Annotated in this window: 17 protein-coding genes; 6 read left to right on the top strand and 11 right to left on the bottom strand. The window is 60.6% G+C overall.

Annotated features, from left to right (window positions below):
- Positions 1-29: 29 nt before the first annotated feature.
- From IFU00_01265 to IFU00_01255, 3 genes are all read left to right on the top strand, one after another.
- Positions 30-227: a hypothetical protein gene (locus tag IFU00_01265; protein MBD8540906.1), complete on the top strand. Its 198-nt coding sequence runs from the start codon at positions 30-32 to the stop codon at positions 225-227.
- 44 nt (positions 228-271) lie between these two features.
- Positions 272-544, top strand: a complete 273-nt coding sequence (locus IFU00_01260; GenBank protein MBD8540905.1) for a hypothetical protein — start codon at positions 272-274, stop codon at positions 542-544.
- 218 nt (positions 545-762) lie between these two features.
- The gene (locus IFU00_01255; GenBank protein ID MBD8540904.1) at positions 763-1,623 is read left to right on the top strand and encodes a DUF2806 domain-containing protein; all 861 of its coding nucleotides are present in this window, start codon (positions 763-765) and stop codon (positions 1,621-1,623) included.
- A 1,732-nt stretch (positions 1,624-3,355) separates the two neighbouring features.
- On the opposite strand, the gene IFU00_01250 is transcribed toward IFU00_01255, so the two are convergent.
- On the bottom strand, positions 3,356-4,540 hold the full coding sequence (locus IFU00_01250) for an acyltransferase (protein MBD8540903.1): 1,185 nt from the start codon (positions 4,538-4,540) through the stop codon (positions 3,356-3,358).
- A gap of 205 nt (positions 4,541-4,745) precedes the next feature.
- Between IFU00_01250 and IFU00_01245 the strand changes: the two genes are divergently transcribed.
- The gene (locus IFU00_01245; protein ID MBD8540902.1) at positions 4,746-4,922 is read left to right on the top strand and encodes a hypothetical protein; all 177 of its coding nucleotides are present in this window, start codon (positions 4,746-4,748) and stop codon (positions 4,920-4,922) included.
- 652 nt (positions 4,923-5,574) lie between these two features.
- Here IFU00_01245 and IFU00_01240 read toward each other — a convergent pair.
- Together IFU00_01240 and IFU00_01235 are read right to left on the bottom strand one after the other, a co-directional pair.
- Positions 5,575-6,843 carry a HAMP domain-containing histidine kinase gene (locus IFU00_01240; GenBank protein ID MBD8540901.1) on the bottom strand — a complete coding sequence of 423 codons (1,269 nt, stop codon included), beginning with the start codon at positions 6,841-6,843 and terminating at the stop codon, positions 5,575-5,577.
- Positions 6,840-8,393: an AAA family ATPase gene (locus tag IFU00_01235; protein ID MBD8540900.1), complete on the bottom strand. Its 1,554-nt coding sequence runs from the start codon at positions 8,391-8,393 to the stop codon at positions 6,840-6,842. Before IFU00_01235 ends, IFU00_01240 begins: the two co-directional genes overlap by 4 nt.
- Before the next feature lie 222 nt (positions 8,394-8,615).
- On the opposite strand from IFU00_01235, the gene IFU00_01230 reads away from it, so the two are divergent.
- Both IFU00_01230 and IFU00_01225 read left to right on the top strand, forming a co-directional pair.
- The gene (locus IFU00_01230; protein ID MBD8540899.1) at positions 8,616-11,951 is read left to right on the top strand and encodes a DegT/DnrJ/EryC1/StrS family aminotransferase; all 3,336 of its coding nucleotides are present in this window, start codon (positions 8,616-8,618) and stop codon (positions 11,949-11,951) included.
- 18 nt (positions 11,952-11,969) lie between these two features.
- On the top strand, positions 11,970-13,154 hold the full coding sequence (locus tag IFU00_01225) for an FkbM family methyltransferase (protein ID MBD8540898.1): 1,185 nt from the start codon (positions 11,970-11,972) through the stop codon (positions 13,152-13,154).
- Here IFU00_01225 and IFU00_01220 read toward each other — a convergent pair.
- The 8 genes from IFU00_01220 to IFU00_01185 form a co-directional block, all read right to left on the bottom strand.
- Complete coding sequence (locus tag IFU00_01220; GenBank protein ID MBD8540897.1) at positions 13,151-13,777, bottom strand: hypothetical protein; 627 nt, start codon at positions 13,775-13,777, stop codon at positions 13,151-13,153. The two genes, IFU00_01225 and IFU00_01220, sit on opposite strands and share 4 nt — an antisense overlap.
- The gene (locus tag IFU00_01215) at positions 13,767-14,915 is read right to left on the bottom strand and encodes a Rieske 2Fe-2S domain-containing protein (protein ID MBD8540896.1); all 1,149 of its coding nucleotides are present in this window, start codon (positions 14,913-14,915) and stop codon (positions 13,767-13,769) included. The genes IFU00_01220 and IFU00_01215 overlap by 11 nt, the downstream gene beginning before the upstream one ends.
- Positions 14,915-15,562 carry an acetyltransferase gene (locus IFU00_01210; protein ID MBD8540895.1) on the bottom strand — a complete coding sequence of 216 codons (648 nt, stop codon included), beginning with the start codon at positions 15,560-15,562 and terminating at the stop codon, positions 14,915-14,917. Before IFU00_01210 ends, IFU00_01215 begins: the two co-directional genes overlap by 1 nt.
- On the bottom strand, positions 15,553-16,305 hold the full coding sequence (locus tag IFU00_01205; GenBank protein ID MBD8540894.1) for an SDR family oxidoreductase: 753 nt from the start codon (positions 16,303-16,305) through the stop codon (positions 15,553-15,555). The genes IFU00_01210 and IFU00_01205 overlap by 10 nt, the downstream gene beginning before the upstream one ends.
- Positions 16,302-17,048, bottom strand: a complete 747-nt coding sequence (locus tag IFU00_01200; protein MBD8540893.1) for an SDR family oxidoreductase — start codon at positions 17,046-17,048, stop codon at positions 16,302-16,304. Before IFU00_01200 ends, IFU00_01205 begins: the two co-directional genes overlap by 4 nt.
- Positions 17,049-17,067: 19 nt before the next feature.
- Positions 17,068-18,105, bottom strand: a complete 1,038-nt coding sequence (locus tag IFU00_01195; protein MBD8540892.1) for a ketoacyl-ACP synthase III — start codon at positions 18,103-18,105, stop codon at positions 17,068-17,070.
- 4 nt (positions 18,106-18,109) lie between these two features.
- Complete coding sequence (locus IFU00_01190; GenBank protein ID MBD8540891.1) at positions 18,110-18,334, bottom strand: acyl carrier protein; 225 nt, start codon at positions 18,332-18,334, stop codon at positions 18,110-18,112.
- Between the two features lie 113 nt (positions 18,335-18,447).
- Positions 18,448-19,191 carry a transporter substrate-binding domain-containing protein gene (locus IFU00_01185; GenBank protein ID MBD8540890.1) on the bottom strand — a complete coding sequence of 248 codons (744 nt, stop codon included), beginning with the start codon at positions 19,189-19,191 and terminating at the stop codon, positions 18,448-18,450.
- Positions 19,192-19,294 lie beyond the last annotated feature (103 nt).

Here is a 19,294-nt window from a genome sequence, read left to right as displayed (position 1 = left end):
CAATCCCAGCCAAGGACGTTGACACCGCAATGACCGCAAAGTCCAATCTGAACATCTTTGGGGCAGTCGTCGCACTCCTTGAAGGCGGGACTGTATCGGGCGGCGACAATGCCGCGAAGAGAAAGATCATAGAAATTTGCCACAAGGAGCAGCAGCGTCAATTGAAGATCATGGACAAAGCAGTAGCGGCGGTGAACAAACGCGCCACCCAGCTCGACGGCCGCTAGGGAGAGAATGCATGAATACCGCTATCGACGCAGCAGGCTCACCTATGTACAACGACAGCGACCTGATCGCCCGACTTGCCGCCGAGCTGGCAAAGCAACTCAGGCCGGCACTGCCAATCGAAATCGACTTGTGGGATATCGCAACCATCGCGACGTACCTCAAGCGCAGCGAGTCAGTTGTACGCGAGCGCATGGCCTGTCTACCAGACTTCCCGAAAGCGATCCGGTTACCCTCGACTCGTTCAGCACGCGGCCAAGCACTGTATAAGGCTAAGGAAGTCATCCAATGGGTGGCGCGATACCAAGACAAGAATTAGATTTTCATATATATTTAGTGAATTGCAAATATTTCCAATAGGAATATTTTGGCTGAGGCAAACACATGCCTTTGCCACTGATTTTTTCAATAGGGTGAGTGGCTATGACTGATTCGGAACAGACTGGGTTAGCTCTGATTCAAGACTCTCTGAGCATGGTGCCAGAGCCGATACAGAACACCTTTATTAAGTCACTAAGCCGACTACTTGGTGGCGCAATGTCCATCCCTGCTGCCAAACTAAAGCAGATTGCTCAAGGAATCGAAGATACGACAACAGCCAGATCGAACCTCTCTAACGCGCTGGCGAAGGTGGTGGCCAATACAAGTAGTAACGATCCTTTAGTCATGCAAGCTGCAACACAAGTTCTTCTACCGGATTCGATTCGCAAGGTAACAAACAAGTTGGCAGTTGCTCAAAAAGCTGCTGAGCACGTCGCTGATGAGGCAGCAGCTGGAACCGCAGATGACGGGGCTTCTCCACCAGATGATGACTGGATGAACCAGTTCATGCGGGGCGCTGAAGATGCCTCGTCACAGCGTCTTCAAGATCTTTTTGGAAGAATTCTTGCTGGACAGATACTGCACCCTGGCGCGTTTGGAGTCGCCACATTGAGGGCCGTTAGTGAGCTAGACCAAGGCATCGCAAGTGATTTCGTACAGGCTTGGTCAAAGAGCGTTGGTGGTGGCGTCGATTACACACTCGAGTGGAAACGGGGTGATGGATATATGCGATGGAGGCGACTAATCGAGGCAGGCTTACTTGCGGACTCGGAGACTGACAGAATGCTTCCTGACTTTGAAGCGGTCGTAGGAGAACTTGCAGCTTGGCAACCAATGTACGCCGAGAATCAATCTATCATCGTTCTCCACCATGAGGGATTCCCTGGCCACTGGACTTTCATCGCATTTACTCGCATAGGCCGAGAGATAGGCGCCCTACTTGAAAAACCAAATTACCGAGAGAACATGATGCAGGCTGCACTATCATTGCCAAAAGAAAAAGTTAAAGAAATTCGCTACCATGTTAGCGGGAAGGCGCCAGAAATTGTCTGGTCTGCTCCTACTCCGAATCCTTAGGATTGTTGTCTCTGGCTAAATCGCTGCTTAGTGGGTCAGACTACTTGGCATAATCTTATTACTCAAAATTTACGCACAATCTTCGCAACACTTTGATTTTAATGGATTTCTGATTCCGGCCGGAGGCACCACCTACTCGCATCACGCATTCGTATCACGCTAAAAACCCGCAATCTTCCCAGGAAGTGCGGGTTTTTTGCCACCTGGCGTCAGGATCATCAAGCACGGATGGCGCTATTCTCCAACGGTTGACCGAATTCCAAACGTCACTACCTGCCCCACTCCGCACTACTAACACTGAGCAAGCCGTTATACCGCTTTGCGATCCAGTTAAAACTCTGAGGTCAAAAACTCTCTTTTAAGAGGAGGTAGTCCGTGTTTCATGGACGTACAGATAGGAGACAATGCGCATCGGAGAGATTTCGTAACCGACAAGAATCCATCACCGAAAAGCGAGATCGTTTCCGCTTCGTCGAAGTCAGCTCAGCAAGCTCAAACGCCTGCGTTGCCCAGTTCGTTGACATCAACTAATTTCACCGGCATGCTGATGTCTACTTGGGTTCGAAAATTTAACTAATTCTCGGCGTTACCACACTGACTCCGTGCTTCTTGAAATGGAAAAATATGAGTGACGCGCGTAATCAGTTCGGCCATTACGTAGACGGGCAGTCGCTCGCTGATACGCAACAGGCTAACGTTCTTCTCGTAGATGATCAAAATACGGTCAACTGGAAGATAGAGCAAAAGAAAAGCGTGGATCTTGCTGAGTACTTGGTGAAGTATGGCTCTGGCCCTGCACGTTCAAGGACCCAGCGAAAAGGTCGGTGGGGTATATTTTTTTGGGTATGCTGTCGCTTGTTCCGATCGGATATTACACTTGGCGTGTCTTTTCCTATTCCCTCGAAAACTATGCTTTGTTCAGCGTTAATATATATAGCAAGATGCCAGAGGGTTTTTTGTGGAAAATTTCTCTTTTAGTTCTAGTGCTTGGTGGAATTGCACTCAAACTCTGGCTCCTCTCTCTCTCAGGTTTTTCATGTGGCTGTGTTATGAAGACAGCAAAACCTAATCCGAAATTTCTAAAAGAAACTAGGAAGCAGATCTTTTCAATATTCTACTGATCCGCAGATCACTATCCGTCGGCTTGACTGACGCAAGCAGCAATCGGACTTGGGGCCGAATCGGATCTTGCGGTTAGGTTTGATACTTGGACACGAACTCTGGTTCAGTCAAACTCGTTCGCCTATTAACTTCATCGCTACAGAAGCATTGGCTTTCGAAATGAAGTTGCTTATCGTTGAAGGTGGTAAAAAACACTGAATCCCTGTAGTTGAATAGGGTGAATCTAAGTTGCGCCCAAATGTCAGACCTGACCCCGCCTGCACCTGGTCTTCTAGGGCACCCACTCCGGATCAGGTCTGACATCTGGACACCAATCTGATGTAGTCAAACTCACTTGCTTTTCAAGAGTGTAGCTGAGGAAATCTCAGCTTTTCAAAATGCCGTGACCTAGCACTGGAGCCGGGGCAAAAAATAAACCCGTACGCTGCATTTGACTCGTGCACAGCTGAGGCTGTGTCCAAATGTCAGACCTGACACTAGCTACAGGCATGATCGAACCTTGAGTAACTGGCATAGCATCGTCGATAGCTATCGCAACGGCCCCATATCACGCCAATCAAAAAATAAGCGTTGTCCTTTGATCAACAACGCCACAATCTTTATTCCGCCTTCATTGGGAAGGAGTGTGCGGTTGAAGTAGGTTTCCCTTTTCAATGATTTTATTATCTTTACTCAATTCCTCAACACCAACGGCTCTTTCTGGCGACCATTTGGAACGTCGTGTAGAAACAAAACTAATTACAACATCGATTATGTGGGAAAAGGAATCTTTATATTTCTCACATTTGATTGCAAAAAGCGCCGAAAGCATAAACGGCACAATGAAGATTGAAGAGATGAACACTATCCCACTCTCGAATCCAAGTACCATTAAGACTGCTTTTGTAAAATACATTAAGGGGTAGTGAAATAAATAAAGACCAAAGCTGATATTTGCACCGAAACGTATGAAAGTGGAAATTTTTTCTAACGATTCACTGACGCTGTTGCCCATTAAAGCAAACCCGTAAATGTTAGTTGCAATTATTGCGCCAATCAAATAACTCGCGGGCCAGAAATTTACTGCCCAACGCGTCTCTGCTGCCACTCCCGGAAACACGCCTGTAAGTATGCTGTGGAGGTTGAAATACGAGAAAGCAAACGCTGCAGCAAACGAACCTAACCACAGCACCCAGCCTTTTCGGTACTGTGCAACAGGGCTGCGGCCCAATGCTAAATATACGGCAGTCCCTAAAAGCCAAACCGGAAATGCACCGAGAATTAACGGTCCAGCGATTAGCATGGTTATTGCCAATATCACAATTCGTCTACTGCCTCTCAGATACACAAACGCAGCGAAAAACATGTAGTACCAAAACTCGTATGAGAGTGACCAGAATGGGCCATTCGTACCAGGCCAAACACTAAGATACCAGACCTGATTTAAAAATAGTGCATTAATGCCAATAGATGATATCCATTTGACGATTGAATAAGGCTGCATTGGATCATATGAAACAATGGAAAGATATTGGCCTGCTATGTCAGCCAATAGCGTCAGCATAAGCGCTGGAATGGTAACTGACCATAGCCTAGACAGTCGAGCTCGGACGAAGGCGCCTACTTTTGGTTGATTTCTGGTTGCAGTCGCAATTAATAAGCCTGACAATACGAAGAAGACGATAACAGCTTCGCTTCCCAAGTTTCCTACAAATGGAATTTTGACCTTCGCAAAATGTTTTGCATGGAAGATATAAACGGCAAATGCCGCGAGAAAGCGCAGGAGGTCTAGGTACAGGGAAAATGAACGGTTCATCCCCAAATAGTAACAGTCAGTAACATGTAGGTAAAGTCCTACGCTATGTTATTTTTTAGTAAATAGGGCTATGAATTAGTCTGTAGTTGTGCAAGAGCGGTGCTAACGAGGCCGCGATCAGTATGATTGACGCCGGTCGTAATGAACTGATCCATGTGCGCCAGTCAGGTACCTCAACAATACCGTCGAGCAGGACCATTGCGCCATCAAGCTGATGACTAGGCCGATGCTCAACTTCAAACTGCTCCACTCTGTGCTCTCTTTATTTTCCGGCATCGAGCTGATGAACATGATCCGCAAGTGCCAGTTCGCGGTTGACGGCGATGAGCAACGTCGTTTGCTGAACAATTTTGCGCTGGTAGGCATGATTCGTCGGGTTTGAGCAGTACAGTGTCGTTCTAAGAAAATTCTGTCGTTTGATCAACAACGCGATAGAACCGCCATGCCACATTTGCCCACACTCCTCAGCGGTAGCGCCTCGCGCACGGGATATTGGCGGAGTTTTTAATATCACCTTTTTAATCTCGAGCACGCTGCCGCGTCCCGTGAGCGCGCGAGGCTCCAGCGTGCGTTACCTGGACTAGGTGCACGAAGTCTAGCAATGCCGGGATATGGCGGTAGCCTCCACGCCAATAGGTATGATCGAGGGCAGATCGTGTCCCGCCGAAGCTCTGCTTCGGGTGAAGGCTGTTTAAAGACGCAACTTTGTTGTCGGCTTAGCGACACTCGACCTATTAGATCGCTCGCTACGGTGTTTTCTTGAGGGCGAGAGTGGTAAAGGACCGCTGAAAAGGCGATCGGGCGTTTTTACACAATCCTGGTTCGAAAGCAGCCGATCGCAGTTCTAGATTTAGCATGACGTACTAGATTTGTACCGCTTTTATGTTTCGAGACAACGCATGATTAAGCGTCCGATGTGCAAATTATTGATTATCAAGAGGCTTTGATTCCAGCCCGGGGCACCACTTACTCGCATCACACATTCGACTGATGCTAAAAACCCGCACTCCTACCAGGAAACGCGGTTTTGTTTGCTATTTAACCTCAGCATCGCCAAGTGCCACTACCCCAGTGCTTATCACCGGTAACCGAATCGCAAACGTCGCCCCCCTTCCCCGTCCTTCACTGCTGACATTGAGCGTCCCCTCATGCAGCTCCACAATCCGCCGCGCGATATACAACCCCAGTCCCAGTCCGGTCGCATTGTCATGCTGCTGCAGCTTGAACGCGCCAAACACGTGCGGTAAATCGTCCGCCTCGATCCCCTGCCCTGAATCGGCGATATCGATCTCTACCCATCCGGCACTGCGCCGGATACCAATGCGAATCACCCCACCCACCGGCGTAAACTTGACCGCATTGAACAGCAGATTCCAGCACACCTGCTGCAGCCGCTGCCCATCGGCCTCGAAGCGGATGTCTGCGCCATAATCCGCAGGCGTCACCTGCATCAGGATCTGCTTGGCATGCGCGTGCGGCTCCACCGTGGCGATGGCTTCGCGCAGCACCTGCCCCAGCACGATCGGCTTGCGCACGATGGACATCTGCCCGGTCAGCGTGCGCGCCGCGTCGATCAGGTCGTCGACCATGCCGGCCTCCTGGCGCACGTGCACGCGCATCGACTCCAGGCCGCTGACGGCCTTCTCCGGCAGGTCGGGAATCGTGCGCAGCATCAGTTCGATGCGCATCGACAGCGCCGACAGTGGCGTGCGCATCTCGTGCGAGACGGTTGCCAAAAACAGCTCGCGCGTGCGGTTCACGCGCGTCAGGTCATCGATGGTTTCGCGCTGCCGGTCGAGCGTGCTTGAGAGCGTGAGCAGCAGGGTTTCGTAGGTGGCCATGCGCTGCGCCGAGACCGGCGCGTCAAGCCGCACTTCACTCCACAACAGATGGCCCGACACGCCGATCTGCCGGCCGATACGCTCGCAGGCCAGCGGTGAGCTGAAATCGGCAAAGCGCCAGCCGAACACGAGCACGCCATACACGTTGCCGTGCAAGAGCAGCGGCAACGCGCGCACGCAGAAGCCTTCGCTGAAGTCGCTGGCTCTAGGTGCACCCTGCTGGCAAACGTCGCGCGCCAGGCTGCGCTCGAGCGCCGTGCCGGGGCCGTCCTCGGCCCACAGCGTCGACTGCTCGGCGAGGAAGGTCGACATGCGCGAACCGGTCAGCGGCCCGATGCGGCGCACGCCGGTCGCGTCGTAGACGGACGTCACCAGCCCGGTCGCCTCGGTGTACTGGCGCAGCGGAGCGCGCCAGTCGTCCCAATCGATGGACGGCTTGTCAGGCAGGTCGACGGCGATCACCGATTCGTTTCGACCGGCTGGTGTGTCGACTCAGGCAAGGGCTCGCCATTGGCGACGGCTTCTTCGATCATCGGACTCTGGCGCGATGGCGACCGCGACAGCAGGCCGTAATACGACGAGAACGGCAGTTGCGGGACGGCCTGGTTATTGTTGTCGCTTTCGTCCAACAGACTCAAACCGCCCACGCCGATCGTGTATTCGCGCGTCACTTGCAGGTTGCGGCTGCCGCGCACTTTCGGCACGGCCAACGCACGGCGCAGCACGGTGGAAATTTCGACGTAATTGAGCAGGATGATGTTGTCGACCAGGTGCGAGCCCTTGAGCTCTTCGCTGATCTGCGATACGCCCAGCAGTTCCGGGCTTTCGTAGTTGAACAGCGTCGTGGCCAGCCGGTTCTTGAAGAAGCTCGCCAGCGCGTACAGGTAATCGGCCACTTCGCTGCGGCTGGTCATCTCATACACGGCGATCGAATCGAACACCACGCAGTCGATGCCTTCCTTTTCCACCAGCTTGATGATGCGGTCGAAGTGCACGTCCAGCTCGAGTTCGAGCGGCGACTCGTAATGGATGAACAGGTCGCCCGCATCGACCAGCGCCTGCAGATCGAAGCCGAGGGGCCTGGCGTTGCGCATCAGCTGGCGAGCATGTTCGTCCAGGCTCACCAGCAGCGCCTTGTGGCCATTCTTGATCGCGTCGCTCAGGAACTGCACGCTGAGCACCGTCTTGCCGGTGCCGGAAATGCCGCTGACCAGCGTCACCGAGCCCTTGTAGATGCCACCGTCCATCATCTTGTCGATCGCGGCCGAGCCGGTCGACAGGCGTTCTTCCGACGTCGGCTGATCGGGCGACATGACCGGGCGCGACTGGGCGCGGCGGTACACGTGCACGCCCTGATGCGCTTCGATGCGCATGGTGTGGCTGCCGCCGATGAAATCCTGGCCGCGCGACTTGGCCACCGTCAGGCGGCGATGCACGCGGCGGCGCGATTCTTCGAACGTCAGCGAGATGATGGTGTCGAACACGAAGCGCTCGTGCGCCAGCACGCCGCCGAGCGACGCGTCCTTCTCGGCCGTGACCATCGTCGTCACGCCCAGGCGCGTGAGCCCCTCGATCAGCAGATGCACGTCTTCGCGGAACGGGATGTCGTTGCCTTCGGCGTACAGGCGCAATGGCGTCAGGCCGTCGATCAGCAGGCGCTTGGCGCCCATCGCCAGCAGCGCGGCCGAGAATGCGCCGTCACTGCTGCGAAATTCGCTCATCAACACGGCGGGACTGGTCTGGATGATCTTGACACGGCCCTGGTCGATCATGCCCTGCAGGTCCCAGTCGAAGCCAGCAGCGTCGCGCAGCAGCTTGGCCGGGTCGAGCTCGAACGAGACGATGGCCCCCGGCTCATCGAAGTCGACGGCGCCGCGGTAGATGAAGCCCAGGCCCAGCGTCGTCTTGCCCGCGCCGGGCGGCCCTTCGACGAGCAGGTTGTTATTGCGTGGGATGCCGCCGTGCAGGATCTCGTCCAGCCCCACAATCCCTGTCCTCACCAACGTGCTCATGAACTCACCTTTTTTGCAGAATGAATCAGCTTATCATGTGTGCATGTTACGCTCCAGAGACAGCCGCATGCGGCCAGTTCTTGACCGTGGCAAATGCATGATCTATCGTGTTCAATGATTCTATAGAACAATCCTGCCGGTGCTCTTCATTGCCCCGCGCCGGTCGTCAGCGCCGTGTTTCTTGTACGTTCTCTTGCTATGCAAAGGCCACCGCCCGCATCCATGGAACCACAGCACACTCCCCCCAGCGAAGCGATCCGGCACATCGTCGATGAAGCATTACAGGCCGCCGCGCACGAAACAGCGGCCGGCCAGCCGGCGCAGGCCGAGGCGCTGTACCGCGCCGTACTCGACCTCGCTCCCGGCCATGCCGAAGCCCATTTTGGCCTGGGCCTGCTGGCGCGCCAGGCCGGCGATCTGGCTGCCGCCATCCCGCACCTGACCGAGGCCCTACAGGGCGCGACGAGCGAACAGCGCTACTGGCTCGCCTATATCGAGGCGCTGATCGCCGCGCGCCAGTTCGCCACGGCGACCGACTTGATCGCACTCGGTCGCAGCCACGGTCTGGCCGGGCCGGAAGTCGACGCGTTCGAGCAACAACTGGCCACGACCGGGGCCCCGGATCCCGAAACCATCGCCGCCGCTACTGCGTTGTTCGCATCCGGGCGCCTGGACGAAGCCGGTTATGCGGCGCAGTTTTTAACCGGGCAGTTTCCGCAGCATTCGTTCGGCTACAAGCTGTTGGGCGGCATCCATCATCTGCAGGGCAATCTGCAGCAGGCGCTCGAGTCGATGCAGGTGGCCGTGCAGTACGCGCCGGACGACGCCGAGGCGCTGAGCAACCTGGGCTTGCTGCTGCGAAGCGCAGGCCGGCTGGCCGATGCGCAGGCCGTACTCGAACGCGCCGTTGCGCTGCGGGCCGACGATGCCCACACCCACAACCACATGGCGCTCACGCTGCTCGACGCCGGCCGCCTGAACGAAGCGCATGCCAGCGCCAGCGCCGCGCTCGCGCTCGATCCGGCGCACGCGCAGGCCGGCAATACGCTCGCGACGATCCTGCAGCACCAGAGCCGCGCGCTCGAAGCGGTCGCCGCTTACCGCAGCGTGCTGGCGCGCGATCCGCACAACACCGATGCGCACAGCAATATGCTGTTCTGCATGAGCCAGGTGAGCAGCATCGGTCCCGATGCGCTGTTTGCCGCGCATCGGGCTTTCGGGCAGCAGCTCGAAGCACGCACCGGGGCGCCGCGCACCGCCTGGGACAACACGCCGGACCCCGAACGCCCCCTGCGCGTCGGCCTCGTCTCGGGCGACCTGCGCAACCACGCGTTGGCCGCGTTCATCGAACCGCTGCTGGCGCGGCTGGCGGGCCGACCCGGCCTGGCGTTGCACGCGTATTACACGCACCAGGTGCACGATGCGGTCACCGCGCGCCTGCGCGGTCACATGGCGCAGTGGCGCGACGTTGCTGGCCTGGACGACAGGGCGCTGGACGCGCAGATCGTCGCCGATGGCATCGACATCCTGATCGACCTGGCCGGCCACACCGCCCACAACCGGCTGCCCGTGTTTGCGCGCAAGCCGGCGCCGCTGCAGGCCACCTGGATCGGTTACCCGGGCACCACGGGCCTGGCAGCGATGGATTACTACCTGACCGACCGCTTCATCCTGCCGGCCGGCCAGTACGACCACCTGTTCACCGAAAAACTCCTTCGCTTGCCGGTCTCGGCGCCGTTCCAGCCGGCCGCCGACGCGCCCGATGTCGTCGCGCCCCCGGCGCTGGTCAATGGCTACGTCACGTTCGGCAGCTTCAATCGCCTCAGCAAGATCAGCCGCGATGTGGTCGCCGCCTGGGCCGGCCTGCTGCGCACCGTACCCACTGCGCAGCTGCTCGTGGCCGGCCTGCCCGATCATGGCCACGACAGCCTGCTGCCGTGGTTCGGCGCAGAAGGCATCGCGCCGGAGCGCCTGCGCTTTCATGGCCGCACCGGCATGCACGACTATCTGGCCCTGCACAACGAGGTCGACATCTGCCTCGACACCTTCCCGTACTCGGGCGGCACGACGACGCTGCACGCGATGTGGATGGGCGTGCCGACGCTGACGCTCGCGGGGGAGACCGCCGCCGGCCGCCAGACGGCCTGCATCCTCGAACACAATGCGCTGCCGCAGTTCATCGCACACGACGCCGCCGACTTTGCCGCAAGGGGCGTGGCCGCGTGCAGCGACCTGCCCGCACTGGCCACGCTGCGCGCCGGCATGCGCGGCCGCTTCCCGCCCACCACGTCCGGCCCCATGAACCGGATCGCCGACAGCGTCGAGCACGCGCTGCGGCTGATATGGCGGCGCTGGTGCGCAGGCGAGCCGGCCATCAGCTTCGATGTGCCGATGCCGCCGAAGCGCAAGCCGCCTCAGACGCTGAATGCGCAATCGGAGAATGTGCCGGTGCCGACCGCAACCCTGATCCGCGTCACCCAGCCGCACCTGCCGCCGCTGCACGATTTCATTCCCTACCTCGAGCAGATCTGGGAGAGCAAATTTCTGACCAACGGCGGCCAGTTCCACCAGCAGCTCGAAGCAGCGCTGTGCGATTACCTGGGCGTCTCACATATCTCGCTGTTCGCCAATGGCACGCTGGCGCTGATGACGGCTTTGCAGGCGCTGGGCATCGAGGGCGAGGTGATCACCACGCCGTATTCGTTCGTCGCCACCAGCCACGCGCTGCTGTGGAACGGCCTGCAGCCGATCTTCGCCGACATCGACCCGATCACGTTCAACCTCGATCCGGCCCGCATCGAAGCGGCGATCACGCCGCGCACCACGGCCATCATGCCGGTGCACTGCTACGGCATCCCGTGCGACGTGGCGGCCATCGGGCGCATCGCCCGCAAGCACGGCCTGAAGGTCATCTACGACGCGGCCCATGCCTTCGGTGTGCGCCAGGACGGCGCCAGCATCCTGCGCCACGGCGACCTGTCGGTGCTGAGTTTTCATGCGACCAAGGTATTCAATACCTTCGAAGGCGGCGCGATCATCTGCGACGACGCGGCCACCAAGCGCCACATCGACCTGCTCAGAAACTTCGGCATCCACGACGAACAAACGGTCGTCGCGGCCGGCATCAACGGCAAGATGAACGAGGTCAGCGCCGCCTTCGGCCTGCTGCAGCTGCGCGGCATCGACGCCGTGCTCGCGCAGCGCCGCCAGATTGCCGCGCACTACCGGTGCCTGCTGGCGGACATTCCCGGTATCGATCCGATGCCGGACCTCGGCGACGACGCCAACAACAGCTACTTCGCGGTGCTGGTGCGCGACACCTATCCCCTCAGCCGCGATGCGCTGCACCAGAAGCTGCACGATGCGGGCATCCACGCGCGCCGGTATTTCTATCCCCTGATCAGCCACTTCCCGATGTACAGCGCGATGCCGTCGGCAGCGTCCGCGAACCTGCCCCACGCCAACGTGATCGCGAATCAGGTCATCTGCCTTCCCATTTATCCGGCACTGAGTGCGCAGGACGTCGAGCGCATCGTCGGTCTGCTCGCGTCATCCTGACGAACCACAGGACACACCATGACCATCCAGCCGTTTCGCCATGCGACGCTTGCCGATTTCAACGCGCTCGCCAGCCACGCCGATACCGCCTTCGACGACCTGCATGCGTTCGACGAGGTCTACTTCCTGGGCGACCATACCGGCAGCTTTGCGCTGCGCGCCAACACCATCGCCAGGTCGCTGCCCAACTTTGCCGGCATCGCCGTGTTCTCGGTCTCGCCCGAAAAGCGCACCCGCATCGCGCAGCAGTTGCCGCTGCGGGTCAACTGGAGTTTCATCGAGATCGCCGACCTGGTGGCGCGCGCGGCCAGCAAACGCATCGTCGTCATCGATTTCAACGACAACCTCGCCGGCAAGCAGGTCCCCGCGAAGGTCGCGGCGCAGGGCGTGCCGGTGCGCGACTGCCTGTACGCGATGCACCAGCTGGAAAACGTCCACACCTACCAGACCGTGCGCGAGGAGCGCGAGCACGTGGTGGCCAACCTGGCCCAGTTCATCGCGCTGGCCGGGCGTTTCAGCGATGACTGGTCGCGCACCACGCTGCTGGCGCGTCTGCGCGCGTTCCTGACGCTCGATCGCCGCCCGCTGATCGAAGTGGCCTTCCCGCTCGGTGAATTCATGAACAGCTTTTCCACCCGGGCTGGCCTGAAGGTCGGCACGAACGACATCTTCATCGATGCCGGGGCGGCGCACGGCGACACGGTGGCCCACTTCTTCCACATCGCGCGCGGCCAGTACCGCGCAGTGCATGCGTTCGAGCCCGATGCGACCAACTTCGCGGCGCTGCACAACCTGGCTGCGCACCTGCCCGATGTGCACCCGTATTTCGCCGGCCTTGGCGCAGAAGATGGCGAGGTCGATTTCTACGAAAACCCGGACAACCGTTTCGGCAGCAACTTCGCTGGTGGCGGCATCAAGACCACAATGAAGATCATGACCGTCGACAGCGTCGTCGATGAAGCCACGGTCATGAAGATCGATGTCGAAGGCTGGGAAGCGCAGGTGCTCAAGGGCGGCGCGCGCACGATAGCGGCCTGCAAGCCGGACATGACCATCTCGGCCTACCACTATGCGAAGGATATCCCGGCGCTGCTGGCCACGATGGACGACATCAACCGCTACCAGCACGTGGCGCTGCGCCACTACTCATCGAGCCTGTACGACACGCAGCTGCTGTTCTCGGACCGCCAGGATTTCAGCTAGGCGCCAACGATCACGATCGGCTGGGCGTGGGTCGCATGGATGAACGTCCTGGCGGCGACGTCCTGCTCGATGCGCCCCGCCTTGTCGACGATGCACAGCTTGCCGATCTGGCGGCCATGACCGACGATCACGCCCAGGCCGAGCGTGACCTGGGCGCCAATGCGTGCACCGCGCCCGATCACCACGCCCTCGTCGATCCAGGCCGAGTGGCCGACCGTGACGCCACTTCCGACGATGGCACCGGCGCCGATCACGGTGTTGAAGCCGATCCGGCTGCCATGCTGGATGATCGCGCCGGCGCCGATCCAGCAGTTGTCGTCCATGCGCACGCCAGCGGCCACCAGGGCGCCGGGTTCGACCAGCGCCGGCATGGCGATGCCGCGCAACCGCAGGCTTGCCATCAGGTCCAGGCGCATGCCATTCAGGAAGCGCGCGTCGAGTGCGACAAAAGCGCTGGCGCCCTCGTCGCCGAGGCCATCAAGGCCGTCCAGCATCGTCTGGCCAGCTGCCGGGTCGAGTTCCAGCGGCCGCAACTCCAGCGCCGACGGCGACGCAACCGAACGCCACGCCGCCAGCGCGCGCGCCAGTTCCGGCCCATGACCGATCACGTGCTTACAAGGCAAAGTTCCCCTCCATCAGGTCCAGATACCAGAATTCCAGGCTGGCGTTGATGCATTCGTAATCGCCCAGATGGGGCGAGCGCGCGCCGGGGTGCAGCGTGCGCTGGATCTGTTCCATCACCGCGATGTCTTCGCGCATGACGACATCGGCGCCCATCATGTGCGCATGTAAAACCGCGGCCGACGATGCGTACGGCTGCTTCTTCTTTGCTGTCAGGTAGTACACCACCAGGTCGGTACGCCCGGCCGCGACGGGGATATGGTGCTCGATGATGAACGCATGGCCGCCATTGGCCGACGCGATGTGCAGGTTCGGGAACGCCAGCCAGTTGTAGTACCAGTCCTGGTCGCGGTAGCGCTCGACGTGGGCGTGGTACGGCTCGTCCGGGGGCGCCGCCATTGGCGCATCGCGCCCGCCGCCACTGAAACTGCGCATCAGGCCCAGTGCGCGATTACGGTCGGCGATGCCGGCTTCCTGCAGGCGACGCAGGCCCGCCACGCCCTCTTCGCTGATGCTGGCCTCGAACTTGACGTCCTGGTACAGCGAGCGCGCATGCAGGTAGCGCGGGTGGTGGCCGTCGCGCAGGTTTTCGTAGGCCAGCTTCCAGTTGAAGTGGCCCTCGTACGTCGTCATGATCACTTCGCTGTCGTAGGCCAGCGACGACGCCGTGAGCGAGGCAAGCATCGCCGCGCCAAACTGCTGCCTGATCGGCAGGGGCGTTTCGGCCAGGCACACGAACACCAGGTTGCCAACCACTTCCAGCGCAAAGCGGCGCAGGTGGATGCAGGCCCGCTCTTCTTGCGGGAAGCGGTACAGCGCGTCCTCGTGCGGGATGCGCGGGGCGCCCTCGCGGTCGAAGCTCCAGCCGTGGTAGCCGCAAAACAGCGGCCGCACGCCATGTGGCGCGACCTGGATGGGATTTTGCCGGTGCGGGCAGATGTTTTCGAATGCGCGCAACTCGCCATGAAAGTTCTGGACCACGACCGGAATGCCAAACAGCGTGCGCGTGATAAACGCGTTGTGCTTCTCGAGCATGATCTTCAGGCCGATGAACTGCCATAACGGCTTGAACAGCAGTTCGCGTTCGCGCGCGAACCAGGCCTCGTCGATGTACGCCTGCGGCGGCATCCGCGAGCGCATTATCTGAACCTGAAGATCTTGGCCGGGTTGCCGATCATCGTCACCCCCGGCGGCACGTCGGTCATGACGGCGGCGCCGGCGCCAATGACGGCGCCATCGCCCACCGTCACGCGCGGCAGGATGGTCGCGTGCGGGTGGATGATCACGTCGCTGCCGATCCGCGCGCCGCCGCCAACGAACACGAAACTGCCGATCGTGGTGTAGTCGCCGATCTGCACGTCGTAGCCGATCACGCTGGTGGACTGGACGAACACGAAGTCGCCCAGGCGCGTGTTCACGCCCATGCGCACCTCGGGTTCGAACAGGCAGCCGGCGCCCATCTCGACACCGATCGCCTTGTGCAGGCCGGTACGCAGGCTCATGAAGGTCGCGCCCTGCGCCACCAGCGGCGCAGCGAAACGGCGGCGCTGGGCCGGCTGGCCCAGCGCGCACAGGAATTCTTCATGCGGACTCGCCTGCCAGGTCAGCGGGTCGCCCAGCACCGGCAGCGGCGTGTCGGCCGCCAGGTCGGTGCGGTTGTCGAGAAAGCCGATGACCTTCCAGTCGACGCCATTGGCGACGTCGTTTTGCATGATGTTGTAGACGCTGCGGCCAAAGCCGCCGGCGCTGATGATCAATGCGTCCTTCAGGCGGGGCGTCACGTCCATGGAATGCCTCCGTCCAGGTGCAGCTGCGTGCCCGTCACCTTGCGGCTGATATCGGCCAGCAGGTAGATGGCTGCGTAGGCAACGTCTTCGGGCCTGCCCAGGCCCAGTGGATACATGTTGGCCTTGTCGTCGAGCCAGGCGCGGTCGTTGTTCACGAGCGGCGTATCGACCAGGCCCGGTGCAATGGCGTTGGCGCGCATGGCACGCGACGCGATTTCCAGCGCCAGCGGCCGGATCATGCCTTCGAGCGCGGCCTTGGACGCCGAATACGGGCCCACACCGACGGTGCCGGTATGCGCCGCAATCGACGACATGAACACCAGCGAGGCGCCGTTGCGCAGCATCTTTTTGGCCAGCAGCTGCTGGGTGAGCATCAGCGGGGCCAGAAAGTTCGCATCGAGCACTGTCTGCATGAAGCTCTGGCGCAGCATGCGCAGCGGCGTCACGCCATGCACACCGGCCGCGTGCACCACGCCATCGAGCTCGCCGCACGCGGCCACCAGCCGCGCCATCTGCGGCGGATCGGTCAGGTCGGCTACGCAGGCCACGTGCTCGAGCCCGGCGTCGAGCAAGGCAAGCGTATCGGCCAGGCGCACCGCATCGCGGCCGTTGATGACAACGCGCGCGCCGGCGCGGGCGCATTCGACGGCGACGGCGCGCCCGATGCCGCTCGACGCGCCGGTGACCAGCACGGTCTTGCCGCGCAGGTGGAACGGATGCTGGAATTTGGATTCGTTGTTCATCGCACGTGCAGGGTCAAGCCCGAATCGATGACCAGGGACGTCCGGGATACCCAGCGGCTGGCCGGCGCCAGCAGCCAGGCGATGGCGCCGGCCACGTCGTCCGGTTCGATCATGCCCAGAGGCGCCAGGGCTGCCTTGTCGCCCGTACTCATGACGTTTTGCAGGCCGTCGAGCATCGGCGTGGCGACGTAGCCAGGCGAGACGCAGTTGGCGCGCACGCCCTGCTTTGCGTGTTCGACCGCGATCGTGCGCACGGTGGCGGTCAGCGCCGCCTTGGCGCCGGAATAGATGCCGGTGGCGTGTGGCGCGACGTGTTCGGCCACCGCCGTCACGTACACGAGCGACGCATTGGCCGCGATCCTGCGCCTGGCCAGCAAGGCTTGCGTGAGCAGCACGGGCGCGTCGTAGTTCACGGCAAACAGCTGATCGAGGTGGCGCTGGGTCACCATGCGCATCGGCGCGAGCTGCGCGGCGCCGGCGCTGAACACGCAGCCATCCAGGCTGGGCGCGGCATCGACGAGCGCCTGGCGCGCGGCCGGATCGGTCAGGTCGCCAATGATGGCCTGGTGGCCCGCGCCGGCCAGGCTGGCAACCGCGCGCGCCAGGCGCTCGTGATCGCGGCCGCAGGCGAGGATGCGCGCGCCCATGCCAGCGCACAGGCGCGCCGTGGCATCGCCGATGCCCGACGACGCGCCGGTGATCAGGATCGTCCGGCCCGCGAGGCTGAACGGCGATGCATTCATGATCTGCTCATGATTCGGCTCATGATTCGACCAGCGCCGGGAACACCGCGCGGTCGATGTCGACGATGCAGCTGCCCCACGACAGGCCGATGCCGAAGCCCGACATCAACACCTTGTGCTTGCCGCCCTGCAGGGCCTCGCGCAGGCGCGCCGTCATCGTCACGGGGATCGAGGCCCCGCTGGTATTGCCAAAGTCGTGCAGCGTCGACGGCACCTTCTCGACCGGCAGGCCAAGCTTCTTGCGGATGGTGTCGTTGATCATCCGGTTCGCCTGGTGGAAGACGAAGTAGTCGACAGCCTCGATCGGGCAATCGGCACACGCCAGCAGAGCGCGCACGGCGGGCGGCACGCGCTGGGTCGAGAAGCTCAGCACCGCCGGGCCGTCGAGCACCAGCGCGGCCGGACTGCGAAGGATTCCGTCTTCATCCTTGTAGGGCAGCAGGTGCTGCGGGCCGATCGGTTCGCGATGCCCGCCCGCCGGCAGCATGATGGCGCGATAGCCGCTGCCGTCGCTGTTGAGGTCGAAGTACATCGGTGGCGCCGCCGGATCGTATTCGAGCGCAGTGGCGGTGCCCGCATCCGAGAACAGCGGCTCGACCACGGTGGCAGCCTTGTCGCCCACCAGCAGCAGCGCTTTGTTGATGCCACCAGAAGCCATCATCGCGCCCAGCACGTGCAGGCCAAAGGCATAGGCCGAACAACCCAGGTTGATGTCGAAGGCAATCGTGCCAGGCTTGAGGCCCAGGCGGTCCTGCAGGATGATCGCGGTGGCCGGGATCAGGTAATCGGGCGACTGGGTGATGACGATCAGCGCGTCGATCTCGTTCTTGTTCCATTGCAGCTCGGCCAGCAGGCGCTCGCTGGCGTCGAACGCCAGGTCGGAAAAGGTTTGCCATTCGGGGCAGATGCGGCGCGTCTCGATGCCGATATTGCGCACCACGCGTTCGCGCGCGCTCTTTATCTGCGGCGGGCAGTCGTGCAGGTTGGACAGAATACGCCGTGGCACGCAGGACGCCATGCCGGCGTAACGGACATTGCGGATGGTCGCCTGGGCCATGGTGTCAGGCGATCAGTTTGTAGACGTCGCTCACGAGCTGGCACCCGACCAGATCCTTGCCGGTGATCGCCTTATCGTACTCCATGTCGAACATGATGATCACGCCCAGCGCCGCCAGCGAGTCCCATTCGGCCAGTGCCTTGAGATTGGTGTCCCCGGTCAGGTGCACAACGTCCTGGAAGTCGACCGCGTTCCTGAATTTTTCGACGAATTGCTCGAGTGTGTCCATTGCATCCTCGTGAAATCGTGTACTTGCGAAAGTAACATCAACCGTGTTGCAAAGGACAGGCTCGCTTGATTGGCGATAATCGTGAATAACTATAAGTCAAACCAACGGCCCTGTCACCGTGTAGTAGCACGCCACTCGTAGCGCCGCTCGATGGCACGTGCCGTGCCGTCGCGCTCGATCGCTTCAAACCCGGCATTCAGGCGCTTGACCAGTGCATCGGGCACGGCCCGGTTGCAGGCCAGGTAGACGGCGACCCGGTTGAACACGTGTACCGGCACGATCTGCTTGTCCCAGCCATTCTGGGCCAGCACGTCGCTGCCCGCGCGCCAGCTGGCGGCCCACAGATCGATGCGGCCCTGCAGGAGCTTGGGCGGATTGAGCATGTCATGGGGCGATGTATCGACGACATGGCCCCGGCTACGCAGATAGGTGTCACGTGCGTCGCCGGCATAGGTGCCAATGCGCAGGCCGCGTGCGTCTTCCAGGCTCGTGATACGCCAGGCGCGGTCGGTGCGCCCCATCAGGACCCACTGCGCCACGTCGGTTGGCCCGATCCATTTGAACAAGGCTTCGCGTTCCGGCGTGCGGGTGGCGGAGTACACGCAGCCGTTGGTCTGTTGCAGTGCGGCCGCGTACGCGCGCTTCCAGGGCAGCAGCGTGATGTCGTGGGTGACGCCGGCGCGTTCCATCACAACCCGGATCTTGTCGGTAGCGATACCCACCACGCGCCCGTCCTCCAGCATGCTCGACGGCGCCGAGCTCTCGGTGGTGATCGACAGGTAAGGTACGGGCAGCGGCGCCGCCCGTGCCGTCGCCGACAGGATGACAAGGCCAATGCAGAGTTGCCGAAATCGCATTTAATTCTCTTGGGATGACCGCCATGGGCGCGGTGCGCAAGGGCGACGGGATGTCGTTGACTGCGCCCTCAGCATACCAGCGAGCATGATTTTTACGCAATGA

The organism is Oxalobacteraceae sp. CFBP 8761, from assembly GCA_014841595.1.
Lineage (GTDB): Bacteria > Pseudomonadota > Gammaproteobacteria > Burkholderiales > Burkholderiaceae_D > Telluria.
The sequence above is the reverse complement of the archived record's forward strand: the minus strand, read 5'-3'. Positions and strand labels throughout refer to the sequence as shown.

Excerpts from the sequence above, each read along its gene's own strand:
- IFU00_01265 (MBD8540906.1), top strand. The coding sequence starts at position 30 with ATGACCGCAAAGTCCAATCTGAACATCTTTGGGGCAGTCGTCGCACTC.
- IFU00_01260 (MBD8540905.1), top strand. The coding sequence starts at position 272 with ATGTACAACGACAGCGACCTGATCGCCCGACTTGCCGCCGAGCTGGCA.
- IFU00_01255 (MBD8540904.1), top strand. The coding sequence starts at position 763 with ATGTCCATCCCTGCTGCCAAACTAAAGCAGATTGCTCAAGGAATCGAA.
- IFU00_01250 (MBD8540903.1), bottom strand. The coding sequence starts at position 4,540 with ATGAACCGTTCATTTTCCCTGTACCTAGACCTCCTGCGCTTTCTCGCG.
- IFU00_01235 (MBD8540900.1), bottom strand. The coding sequence starts at position 8,393 with ATGAGCACGTTGGTGAGGACAGGGATTGTGGGGCTGGACGAGATCCTG.
- IFU00_01230 (MBD8540899.1), top strand. The coding sequence starts at position 8,616 with ATGGAACCACAGCACACTCCCCCCAGCGAAGCGATCCGGCACATCGTC.
- IFU00_01225 (MBD8540898.1), top strand. The coding sequence starts at position 11,970 with ATGACCATCCAGCCGTTTCGCCATGCGACGCTTGCCGATTTCAACGCG.
- IFU00_01215 (MBD8540896.1), bottom strand. The coding sequence starts at position 14,915 with ATGCGCTCGCGGATGCCGCCGCAGGCGTACATCGACGAGGCCTGGTTC.
- IFU00_01210 (MBD8540895.1), bottom strand. The coding sequence starts at position 15,562 with ATGGACGTGACGCCCCGCCTGAAGGACGCATTGATCATCAGCGCCGGC.
- IFU00_01205 (MBD8540894.1), bottom strand. The coding sequence starts at position 16,305 with ATGAACAACGAATCCAAATTCCAGCATCCGTTCCACCTGCGCGGCAAG.
- IFU00_01200 (MBD8540893.1), bottom strand. The coding sequence starts at position 17,048 with ATGAATGCATCGCCGTTCAGCCTCGCGGGCCGGACGATCCTGATCACC.
- IFU00_01195 (MBD8540892.1), bottom strand. The coding sequence starts at position 18,105 with ATGGCCCAGGCGACCATCCGCAATGTCCGTTACGCCGGCATGGCGTCC.
- IFU00_01190 (MBD8540891.1), bottom strand. The coding sequence starts at position 18,334 with ATGGACACACTCGAGCAATTCGTCGAAAAATTCAGGAACGCGGTCGAC.
- IFU00_01185 (MBD8540890.1), bottom strand. The coding sequence starts at position 19,191 with ATGCGATTTCGGCAACTCTGCATTGGCCTTGTCATCCTGTCGGCGACG.